Source organism: Streptomyces albidus (ex Kaewkla and Franco 2022) (genome assembly GCF_013870515.1).
In the GTDB taxonomy this organism is placed as follows: Bacteria; Actinomycetota; Actinomycetes; order Streptomycetales; family Streptomycetaceae; genus Streptomyces; species Streptomyces albidus.
On sequence record NZ_JACBXA010000048.1, the window covers coordinates 21,276 to 31,182 of the forward strand.

The 9,907-nt window shown below is 71.3% G+C and carries 10 protein-coding genes and 1 riboswitch; of the genes, 5 read left to right on the forward strand and 5 right to left on the reverse strand.

From position 1 onward, the window contains the following. The first annotated feature begins 6 nt into the window (after window positions 1-6). Complete coding sequence (locus tag H5J26_RS10845; RefSeq protein WP_181765570.1) at window positions 7-708, forward strand: TetR/AcrR family transcriptional regulator; 702 nt, start codon at window positions 7-9, stop codon at window positions 706-708. Window positions 709-1,071: 363 nt separating this feature from the next. Then, window positions 1,072-2,514: a phytoene desaturase family protein gene (locus H5J26_RS10850; protein WP_181765571.1), complete on the forward strand. Its 1,443-nt coding sequence runs from the start codon at window positions 1,072-1,074 to the stop codon at window positions 2,512-2,514. A gap of 70 nt (window positions 2,515-2,584) precedes the next feature. Here the strand turns inward: H5J26_RS10850 and H5J26_RS10855 are convergent, their stop codons facing one another. The 5 genes from H5J26_RS10855 to H5J26_RS10875 all read right to left on the reverse strand — a co-directional run bounded on the left by H5J26_RS10855 (window position 2,585) and on the right by H5J26_RS10875 (window position 7,394). Next, window positions 2,585-3,823 carry a hypothetical protein gene (locus tag H5J26_RS10855; RefSeq protein WP_181765572.1) on the reverse strand — a complete coding sequence of 413 codons (1,239 nt, stop codon included), beginning with the start codon at window positions 3,821-3,823 and terminating at the stop codon, window positions 2,585-2,587. Window positions 3,824-3,864: 41 nt separating this feature from the next. After that, window positions 3,865-4,782, reverse strand: coding sequence for a methylenetetrahydrofolate reductase [NAD(P)H] (gene metF / locus H5J26_RS10860; protein WP_181765573.1), 918 nt, complete (start codon window positions 4,780-4,782; stop codon window positions 3,865-3,867). A 113-nt stretch (window positions 4,783-4,895) separates the two neighbouring features. After that, on the reverse strand, window positions 4,896-5,567 hold the full coding sequence (gene thiE, locus H5J26_RS10865; RefSeq protein WP_181765574.1) for a thiamine phosphate synthase: 672 nt from the start codon (window positions 5,565-5,567) through the stop codon (window positions 4,896-4,898). Window positions 5,568-5,762: 195 nt separating this feature from the next. Continuing rightward, the gene (locus H5J26_RS10870; protein ID WP_181765575.1) at window positions 5,763-6,128 is read right to left on the reverse strand and encodes a helix-turn-helix domain-containing protein; all 366 of its coding nucleotides are present in this window, start codon (window positions 6,126-6,128) and stop codon (window positions 5,763-5,765) included. 48 nt (window positions 6,129-6,176) lie between these two features. Then, a complete protein-coding gene (locus H5J26_RS10875; RefSeq protein WP_210771204.1) occupies window positions 6,177-7,394 on the reverse strand; it encodes an NAD(P)/FAD-dependent oxidoreductase in 1,218 nt (405 codons plus the stop codon). 165 nt (window positions 7,395-7,559) lie between these two features. Continuing rightward, window positions 7,560-7,669, forward strand: a riboswitch (TPP riboswitch). On the opposite strand from H5J26_RS10875, the gene thiO reads away from it, so the two are divergent. From thiO to H5J26_RS10890, 3 genes are all read left to right on the forward strand, one after another. Beyond that, a complete protein-coding gene (gene thiO, locus H5J26_RS10880) occupies window positions 7,666-8,919 on the forward strand; it encodes a glycine oxidase ThiO (protein ID WP_181765577.1) in 1,254 nt (417 codons plus the stop codon). Its footprint overlaps the riboswitch before it by 4 nt. After that, window positions 8,916-9,146, forward strand: a complete 231-nt coding sequence (gene thiS / locus H5J26_RS10885) for a sulfur carrier protein ThiS (protein ID WP_181765578.1) — start codon at window positions 8,916-8,918, stop codon at window positions 9,144-9,146. The genes thiO and thiS overlap by 4 nt, the downstream gene beginning before the upstream one ends. Window positions 9,147-9,152: 6 nt before the next feature. Further along, the coding region (locus H5J26_RS10890; protein ID WP_181765579.1) for a thiazole synthase at window positions 9,153-9,907 on the forward strand (755 nt) is incomplete at its 3' end.

Here is a 9,907-nt window from a genome sequence, read left to right on the forward strand (position 1 = left end):
GGCCTCATGACGAGCAGCGTCGCGGACGACGGCCCCGTGGCCGGGGACGGCACGGGTGCAGGTGGTGCGCGCGGGGCCGGTACGGGCAGCCCTCGCACCCGGCGCAGCCGCGACACGACCCGGAGAAAGCTCTTCCAGGCCGCGGTCACGCTCATCGCCGAACAGGGCTTCTCCTCCACCACGGTGGAGGAGATCGCCGAACGCGCCGGTGTGGCGAAGGGGACGGTCTACTACAACTTCGCCAGCAAGAACGAGCTGTTCGAGGAACTGCTGCGCCACGGCGTCGAGTTGCTCACGGCGGATCTGAGGGAAGCCGGCCGGGCGAACGCGCGGGCCGGCGGCGGGCGGGTCGACGCCCTCGACGCGATGGTCCGTGCCGGCCTGGCCTTCATCGACCGCTACCCGGCCTTCACCCAGCTCTACGTCGCCGAACTGTGGCGCACCAACAGGGCCTGGAACTCGACCTTGATGGTGGTCCGCAAGGAGGCGGTCGCCGTGGTGGAGGCCGAGTTGCGGGCCGGCGTCGAGGAGGGCGAGCTGAGCGAGGAGATCGACATCCCGCTGACCGGTTCCGCCCTGGTCGGCATGGTGCTTGTCGCGGCTCTCGACTGGAAGGCCTTCCAGCCGGAGCGCTCCCTCGACGACGTGCACGGCGCACTGTCGCTGCTGCTGCAGGGACGGGTCGGGGGGTGTGCGCAGCCCCGGTAGCCGGCAGGTGCCACCGCTCTTCCGTGGGGCCGTATCCGACGACCACACGGTCCAGGTGGGCTGCGCACGCCTTCCCCCGATCCCCCGTCCCCCGTGCGGGCCGCTGTGGCCCGCTTCCCCCTGGCAAGGGAACCGCTCCGTTCCGCCACCCCGTGTCGGCGGTACCGGAGCAGTGCCCCTTGCCACGTGCATCACTCTGCCGTCAGGGCGCACCGCTTCCCATCCGCTCTGCTACTCAACTGGCGGGCTAGGTAGCGCTACTCAGCCGTGCGCACTCAGCCCCGGGCGGAACCGCTCAGACGGCACGGACGTACACGCGCCCGCCCGGTCGCCCGTGGGCGCCCCCCGCTAAAGTCCCTCGTCATGGCACGCATTGCGGTGATCGGCGCCGGCCTGGGCGCCATGGCGGCCTCGGCACGGCTGGCTGTCGCGGGGCACGAAGTGACGGTGCACGAGCGCACGGAGACCTTCGGGGGCGGGGTGCGGCTCCACGAGCGGGACGGCTTCCGCTTCGACACCGGCCCGGGCCTGCTGCACCTCCCGGCCGTCTACCGCGATCTGTTCGTGAAGACCGGCAGGGAGCCGCTGGAGAAGTGCGTGGAGCTCGTCCGGCTCGATCCGGCCGTCCGGCACGTCTTCGCGGACGGCACGGCGGTCTCGCTGCCGCACGCATCCCGTGCGGGTGTCATCGAGGCGCTGGACGGCGCTCTGGGCAAGGGCGCGGGAGAGCGCTGGACGGATCTGCTGGCCCGCGCCCGTACGGTCTGGGACGCCACCCGGCGCCCGCTCCTGGAGGAGCCGCTCAGCGCAGCCGACGTACCCGCGGCCCGTGCGCTGTCAGCACGCGACCCCTACCCCGCTCTCCGCAGGAAGGGGCTGTTGCGCCGTCGCACACCCACCCTCGCCGAGGTCGCGGCCGACGAGCTGCGCGATCCCCGGCTCGCCGCCATGCTGACGGGTTGCGCTCACGCCTACGGCCTGGACCCCCGGAGAGCTCCCGCCGGCGCTGCGGTGCTCGCGTATCTGGAGCACACCTTCGGCAGTTGGCACGTGCGCGGCGGGATGCGGCGGCTCGCGGAAGCGCTGTACGAGCGCTGCCTCGAGCGCGGGGTGGACTTCCGCTTCGGCACCGAAGTGCTGCGCGTCCGGGAGGAGAACGGCCGGGCGTCAGGGCTGGAGCTGGCGGACGGGCCCGACGTCGACGCGGACGCCGTCGTGGCGGGGAGTTGCCGACCGTCTGCGGACGCGGCCACTCCGGACGCCGATGTGTCGGGTGTGCCGGCCGCGTCCCGGCTCACCGTACTGCTCGCTCTGCGGGGGGCACGGCCGACCGGAACCGCGCACCGAACGGTCGTACACCGCGCGGACGCCCCGGGGACGCCCCTGACCGTGCTGCGCCCCGACGACCCGACGCTGCGCCCGGACGCGGAGCACGAATCAGCTGTGCTGTCCGTGACCGTACGGGCGGACGAGGTGCCCGACCGGGAGGAGGCGTCCCTGCTTGCCGACCGGTTGATCACCGCTGCCGATACGGCCGGACTGAATCTGGGCGAGCGGATGCTGTGGCGCGTGGTGCACACGCCTGAGGACATCGAGAGGGAGACGGGAGTGCCGGGCGGACTCGTACCGGCACCGGCGCTGGCCGGGGAAGGGATCGTGCGGCCGCCGAACAGGACGGCGACGAAGGGGCTCTACCGGGCCGGCGGCTGGGGACACCCCGGCGGCGGACCGGCACACGCCGGGATGTCCGGAGCGCTGGTCGCGGGCCTGATCGTGGAGGGCGACGACTGGCGCGGCTCCCGGTGAGACCTCGTGCCCGGGCCTGGTGGCCGGGGCCCTGAAAAAGCGCCCGCTGTTACGGGTGTGGAGAGGCGACTCAGTAGTAGTAGCCGTTGCCCTGGGCGCCGTATCCGTTCGGATCGCCGTTCTGATACGGGTAGGGCGGCTGCTCCTGCTGCATCGGGTCGTTGGGATCTCTCTGCTGCGGCACCCACACCCCGCCGCCACCGGTCGGTGCCTGGGGGAAGTAGGCCTGCTCCGCGGGGTACGCGCCGCCCGGGTCGTACTGGGTGCCGTAGCCGTCGGTCCCGTACCCGTTCATGCCGTAGCCGTTGGTCCCGTACGGGTCGGAGGCGCCGTAGGGGGACTGCTCCGGGCCGTAGCCGGGGAGGTCGCCGATGCCGCCGTAGCCCGCGCCGTAGCTGTTGTCGTAGTCGTCGAACGACGTGCCCGAGTAACCCGAGTTGCCGTCGTAGCCGTAGTACGGGTCGGAGTACGCGGCGTACTGCTGCTGGGGCTGGTCCTGATATATCCCGCGCTGGTCGGCACCGGGGTAGCCGGTGTCGTAGCCGCTGAGGCTGAACTCTCCGGTCTCGTCCGGCAGCGGGCCCGGCTGGTAGACGGGGACGGACTGCTGGGCGCCGTAGCCGTTCGTCGCGGTCTGGTACGGATCGGGCTCGAAGCCGCCCGGCTGGTAGCCGCCGAGGGAGTCGTACGGCTGGGCCGTGTCGTAGCCCCCGAAGCCGTTGGAGCCGAGGGAGGCGTCCGCCGCCGCGAAGCTGCGGGTCTCGTAACCGCCGGGGTCGAACGGGTTCGCCTCGTAGCCGTTGGCCTCGAAGCCGTTCGCCCCCAGGGCGCCGGCGCCGGCACCGGCGGTGTCGTAGCCGTTGGTGCCGTAACCGTTCGCGCCGTAGCCGTTCGAGGCGAGCGAGCTCATCTCGAAGGTCTCGGAGCTGAATCCGCCGCTTGCGGTCAGTGCCGCCGCGGGCTCCGGCACCTCGAACTCACCGGGCTTCGGCAGGGGCTCCAGCTCCTCCTCCTGGGCTGCCTCCTCCTCGCGGCGCCGGCGGCTGGAGCCCGGCATGCCGCCGAGCGCCCAGCCCGCCGAGAAGCCGCGGCGATAGGAGAGAGTCACGAAGGTCTGGCCGGTGGCGAACGCGGCGATGCCCACTCCGATCACGACAACCGACGGGAGCAGCGCGCCCACGACGACGCAGAGGAAGCCTGAGAAGGCCAGCAGACGCCAGCGCAACCGCGCCTTGTACTGCAGCAACACCTCGCCCAACAGCCACAGCGCGACGATGCCGAACGCGATGTAGAGGACTGTCCAGCCCATGTAAGCCCCCTCTTCTCACTGCCTCGGTCGGCTACTTCCAGTCAGGAACGCTCGTGGAGTCCAAGATTCTGATGGATTTCCAGAGTCGCCGTGGAGTTGTTGAGCGTAATGAAGTGAAGTCCGGGGACATCCTCGTCCAACAGCCTCGCACACAACTCCGTGGCGCACTCGATCCCGACCGAGCGTACCGCCGCTGGGTCATGTTCGACCGCTCGGAGTCGATCCGTCATCTCAGGGGGAATCGTCGCGTTGCTGAGCTGCGCGAACCGCTCGATCTGGTTCACGTTGGTCATCGGCATGATCTCGGGGATGATCGGAGTCTCGCAACCGGCTGCGGCGACGCTGTCCCTCAGGCGCAGATAGTCCTCGGCCCTGAAGAACATCTGCGTGATCGCGTAGTCCGCCCCGGCACGGCACTTGTTGACGAAGTGCTCGACGTCGGTGTCCCAGTCGCTCGACCGTGGGTGCATCTCCGGGAAGGCGGCGACGCCCACGCAGAAGTCGCCGGACTCCTTGATCAGTTCGACCAGTTCAGAGGCGTAGCCGAGCCCTTCGGGGTGCTTCACCCACTCGCCCATGGGGTCGCCGGGAGGGTCGCCGCGGACGGCGAGCACGTTGCGGATGCCCGCGTCGGCGTACTGACCGATGACGTTGCGGAGCTCGGACCGTGAGTGGTTGACAGCGGTGAGGTGGGCGACGGGGGTCAGGGTGGTCTCGGTGGCGATGCGCTCGGTGTTGCGCACGGTCCCCTCACGGGAGGAGCCACCCGCGCCGTAGGTCACGGAGACGAAGGTCGGCGAGGCGGCTTCGATCCGCCGCAGCGCGTTCCACAGTGAGCGCTCCCCTTTCTCCGTCTTGGGAGCGAAGAACTCGAAGGAGTACGACTTCTGCCCCGTCGCGAGCAGGTCACGCACCGTCCTCATGCGATCTGTCCTGGTAGCTGAGATACCGATGGCCATGCTTGAAGGCTATCGGCCTTGGCTAGAGGGCATTCCGGATCGGGAGGCCGCCGGGTCCGTTCCGTCCTGCTTGAGGGGCAGGTGTCCATGCGTTCCGTACGCACCGGGCGGGCTCAGCCGCTCGGATCCTGGTCGGCACGCTCCCGGAGCCGCTTGGCGAGAGCGGCCGCAGCGGATTCCGGATCGTCGGACTGGGTGAGCACCCGTACGACGACGACGCGCCTGGCACCCGCGTCGAGCACCTGGTCCAGATTGGACGCGTCGATCCCTCCGATGGCGAACCACGGGCGCGCGGGCGCCAGCGAGGCCGCATAGCGCACCAGCGGCAGCCCCGGGGCGTGCCGCCCGGGCTTGGTCGGGGTGGGCCAGCAGGGGCCGGTGCAGAAGTAGTCGACGCCCGGCTCCTCGACGGCCGCGTCGACCTCGGCCTCGGCGTGCGTGGACCGGCCGACGAGGATCTCTTCGCCGAGGACGGCGCGGGCAGCCGGGACGGGCAGGTCTCCCTGGCCCAGGTGCAGCACGCCGGAACGGGAGGCGTGCGCGACGTCGGCCCTGTCGTTGACCGCGAGCAGCTTGCCGTGGCGGCGGCAGGCGTCCGCGAAGACCTCCAGGTGCTCCAGCTCCTCGGCGGCCTCCATCGACTTGTCCCGCAGCTGCACGATGTCGACGCCGCCCCGCAGGACCGCGTCCAGGAACTGGGGCAGGTCGCCCTGCTCCTTGCGGGCGTCGGTGCACAGGTAGAGACGCGCGTCGGCGAGCTGCTGGCGGGCGGTGGCGGCGCTCATGACGTCCCCCGGACATGGGGCGTACGGGCGGGGCCTGGAGCCCGCGCCCGTACGCCGTGGGTGATGGGTGGTACGGACTTCGCGGTGTCACTTCTTGGTGTGACCCCTGTGCTGTGGCTCTGCGGACGCACGGGTGGAGGCCGGGACGCGAACCGCAGGCTCCCGCTCAGGGCGTCCTGCTGCGTGTCACGCGGATCACACGGCGAGTGCCTGGGCTCGGCGCTTCACCTCTGTCCCGCGGTTCTCACTCAGCGCCTGCGCCGGCGTGCCGGGCAGGCTCTCATCCTCTGTGAACAGCCATTCCAGCATCTCCTCGTCGCTGAAGCCGTCGTCCTTCAGGAGTGTGATGGTGCCGCCCAGGCCCTTCACGATGCGGCCCTCGCCGATGAAGTCGGCGGGAACCTGCAGAGTCCGCCCCTCCCCGCGGCGCACCGCGATCAGCTGGCCTTCCTTGACCAGCTGCCGTGCACGGGTCACCGGCACTTCCAGCTTTTCGGCGACATCCGGGAGGGTGAGCCAGGCGGGGACGAGAGCATCGGTCCTTGCATCAATCTCTGTCACACCTACCAGCGTGCCATCCCGCTGTGACAGTCACTACTGTGCGGGCCGCTACCGATCGGCCGCGTTCATCTGGAGGGCGGCCTTCTTCAGGGGCACCGCGGCGTCGGCCACCGCTTTCCTGTCGACCGGCGCGCGGCGTTCGATGAGCTTCCTGCCCTGCGCCAGATCGCGTGGCCGGCCGACCGCCAGCAGCGCGGTCAGGAGGCCGTCGCGCATCCAGCAGACCGACCAGGCCGGCTCACGCGGGTCTCCGCGCCGGATCAGCTCGTCCTCCTCACCGCGGTGCCCGGCGTACTGGACGAAGCGGCCGAACTGCTCGGACCAGAAGTAGGGCACCGGATCGTAGACGGCACTCTCCGCCTCTCCGTCCGCGAGACCCTCGGCCGCGATGTTCACGGCCACGACCCGCGGTCCCTGCAGCGCGTTGTCCCAGTGGTGGACGAGCAGCCGCTCGCCGTACCGGGCGGAGGGGAACGACGCGCAGTCGCCGACCGCGTAGACGTGCGGCGCGGAGGTGCGCAGAGCTTCGTCCGCGCGTACCGACCCGTCGCCGGCCAGTTCGACCCCGGAACTCTCCAGCCAGCCGGTCGCGGGGCGCGAGCCGATGCCCACCACGACGGCGTCGGCGGGTACGTGCGTGCCGTCTGCGAGCAGCACGCCGCCCCGCTCGATCGACCGCACGGCAACGCCCGTACGGAGCTCGGCGCCGCTGTGCTCGTACCAGTCGCGCATGTATGAGGTGACCTGCGCCGGAAGCGCTCCGGGAAGGGGCCCGTCGGCGGCCTCCACCACGGTCACCGCGCACCCCGCCTCGCGCGCCGCCGTGGTGAACTCGGCGCCGATCCAGCCCGCGCCGACCACCACGACGGCGCCCCGTGCGGCCAGTACGGGCCGCAGCCGGGCCGCGTCGTCCAGGGTGCGCAGCAGATGGACTCCGGGGAGGTCGGCGCTGCCCGGCAGCGTGACGGCTTCGGCGCCCGTCGCGATGACGAGATGGTCGTAGGCCACCGCGCCGGCCTCCGTCTCCAGCAGGCGCTCCGCGGTGCGCAGCCCGGTCACCTGCCGGCCCAGCTCCAGATCGACGTCGAGGCCGCCGAAGTCGATGTCGAAGGAGACGTCGGCGTACGCGTCGTCGGTCCTGCCCAGCAGCACCGCCTTCGACAACGGCGGCCGGTCGTAAGGCTGATGGGGCTCGCCGCCGATCAGCCTGATCGCTCCCGGCCAACCCTGCTCGCGCAGTTGCACGGCTGTCTGTACGCCGGCCATCCCCGCACCGACGATCACGACCCGCTGCCCGCTCCGACTGTCAGTCACACACGCACTCTATGACGGTGCCGCCAGGCGGAACGCGCGGAAGTGCCCGGCATCTGCACGCCGCAGGCGGGGAGCAGGGCAGTACGCTGAACGGAGCACACCGATCGCACAGCAAGAGATGACGTACGCGGGAGTCCGGCGCACCGGGCTGAGAGGGAGGCTGCGGCCTCCGACCGTACGAACCTGATCCGGGTCATTCCGGCGAAGGGAGAAGCAAGTCCTCATGCAGCCCAGCAGCACATCCCCAACTGCCGGACTCCGGCAGGATTCCGGTGCCGGATCACCCGCCGACGCCGTCGTCGTCGGGGGCGGAGTCATCGGGCTCGTCACCGCGTGGCGGGCGGCTCAGCGTGGCATGAGCACCACGCTCGTCGACCCCGAACCCGGCGGTGGTGCCGCGCGGGTGGCCGCCGGGATGCTCGCCGCCGTCACCGAACTGCACTACGGCGAGGAAGCCCTGCTCGGTCTCAACCTCGAGTCCGCAGCCCGCTATCCGGACTTCACCGCGGAGCTGGAGGAGGCGAGCGGCCAGGAGATCGGCTATCGCGCCTGCGGCACCCTGGCTGCCGCCCTCGACGCCGACGACCGCGCGGATCTGCGCGAACTGCACGCCCTGCAACAGCGTTGCGGGTTGGACTCGCAGTGGCTGACGGGCCGGGAGTGCCGGCGTCTCGAGCCGATGCTCGCTCCGTCGGTACGGGGCGGGCTGCGCGTCGACGGGGATCACCAGGTCGACCCGCGCCGTCTGGTCACCGCGCTGCTGCTGGCCTGCGAGCGTGCGGGGGTGACGTTCCGGCGGTCCGCCGCCGTGCGCGTCACGGTCACCGGTGACCGCGCCACCGGCGTGACGCTCGACGACGGCACCTCGGTCGAGGCGGGCCAGACCGTGCTGGCGCTGGGCTCGTACGCGTCACGGCTGGAGGGCATGCCACCCGAACTCGTCCCACCGGTGCGCCCGGTCAAGGGTCAGGTGCTGCGGCTGCGCATGCCGCCGTCCGCATACGGCCCCTTCCTCTCGCGCACCGTGCGGGCAGTGGTGCGCGGCGGTCACATCTACCTGGTGCCGCGGGCCAACGGCGAGCTCGTCATCGGCGCGACCAGCGAGGAGATGGGCTGGGACACCACGGTCACGGCGGGCGGCGTCTACGAACTGCTGCGGGACGCCCATGAACTCGTCCCCGGCCTCACCGAGTTGCCGTTGACCGAGACCTGCGCGGGCCTGCGTCCGGCGTCGCCCGACAACGCGCCGCTGCTGGGCCCCACCGCCCTTCCGGGGCTCCATCTCGCCACCGGCCACTACCGCAACGGCGTGCTGCTCACACCGGTCACCGGCGACGTGATGGGCGAGCTGCTGGCGACCGGTGAACTCCCCGAGCCGGCCTTTCCGTTCATCCCCGGACGGTTCGCACAGCCATCCACGCAGCGACCTCTGCCGGGCTCCCCCGCCGGCAGCGAGCCACAGGAGCAGTCAGCATGACGATCCGCCCCTCCCCCGCCGCGACCGTCACCGTCTCGGTGAACGGCGCGCCCCGGGACGTCCCGTCCGACCTCACCCTCGATCAGCTGGTGGCCACGCTGAGCACGGCGCCCTCCGGGATCGCCGCCGCCCTGAACGAAGCCGTCGTACCTCGCGGCATGTGGCCTCAGCAGCGGCTGGCCGAGGGCGACCGCATCGAAGTGCTCACCGCAGTGCAGGGAGGCTGACCCGACATGACCGACACCACGGTCTTCCCCACGCCCGGCACCGATCCCGCCGTCTCCTCCGTGCCGGCCGCAGTTCCCGCCTCACCGTCCGAGGACCCGCTCGTCATCGGCGGACGCAGCTTCACCTCCCGGTTGATCATGGGTACGGGCGGTGCGCCCAGCCTCGACGTCATGGAGCGCTCGCTGCTGGCTTCCGGGACCGAGCTGACGACGGTGGCGATGCGCCGCCTCGATCCCGGCGTCCAGGGGTCGGTGCTGTCCGTGCTGCGCAAGCACGGCATCAGCGTGCTCCCCAACACGGCGGGCTGCTACACGGCCGGCGACGCGGTCCTCACCGCACGCCTCGCCCGTGAAGCGCTCGGCACCGACTGGGTCAAGCTCGAGGTCATCGCCGACGAGCGCACCCTGCTGCCCGATCCCGTCGAACTCCTGGACGCGGCCGAGACGTTGGTCGACGACGGCTTCACCGTGCTTCCGTACACCAACGACGACCCCGTGCTGGCCCGCAAGCTGGAGGACGTGGGGTGCGCCGCGATCATGCCGCTGGGCTCGCCGATCGGCTCCGGCCTCGGGATCCGCAATCCGCACAACTTCCAGTTGATCACTGAACGCGCGGGCGTCCCGGTCGTCCTCGACGCCGGCGCGGGCACGGCCTCCGACGTGGCCCTCGCCATGGAGCTGGGGTGCGCGGCGGTGATGCTGGCCTCCGCCGTGACGAGGGCCCAGGAGCCGGTCGTGATGGCGGAGGCGATGCGGCACGC

What these genes read in the sequence shown, in the direction of transcription:
- H5J26_RS10845 (WP_181765570.1), top strand. Translation starts at nt 7, where the DNA reads ATGACGAGCAGCGTCGCGGACGACGGCCCCGTGGCCGGGGACGGCACG.
- H5J26_RS10850 (WP_181765571.1), top strand. Translation starts at nt 1,072, where the DNA reads ATGGCACGCATTGCGGTGATCGGCGCCGGCCTGGGCGCCATGGCGGCC.
- thiE (WP_181765574.1), bottom strand. Translation starts at nt 5,567, where the DNA reads ATGAGCGCCGCCACCGCCCGCCAGCAGCTCGCCGACGCGCGTCTCTAC.
- thiO (WP_181765577.1), top strand. Translation starts at nt 7,666, where the DNA reads ATGCAGCCCAGCAGCACATCCCCAACTGCCGGACTCCGGCAGGATTCC.
- H5J26_RS10855 (WP_181765572.1), bottom strand. Translation starts at nt 3,823, where the DNA reads ATGGGCTGGACAGTCCTCTACATCGCGTTCGGCATCGTCGCGCTGTGG.
- thiS (WP_181765578.1), top strand. Translation starts at nt 8,916, where the DNA reads ATGACGATCCGCCCCTCCCCCGCCGCGACCGTCACCGTCTCGGTGAAC.
- H5J26_RS10875 (WP_210771204.1), bottom strand. Translation starts at nt 7,394, where the DNA reads ATGGCCGGCGTACAGACAGCCGTGCAACTGCGCGAGCAGGGTTGGCCG.
- metF (WP_181765573.1), bottom strand. Translation starts at nt 4,782, where the DNA reads ATGGCCATCGGTATCTCAGCTACCAGGACAGATCGCATGAGGACGGTG.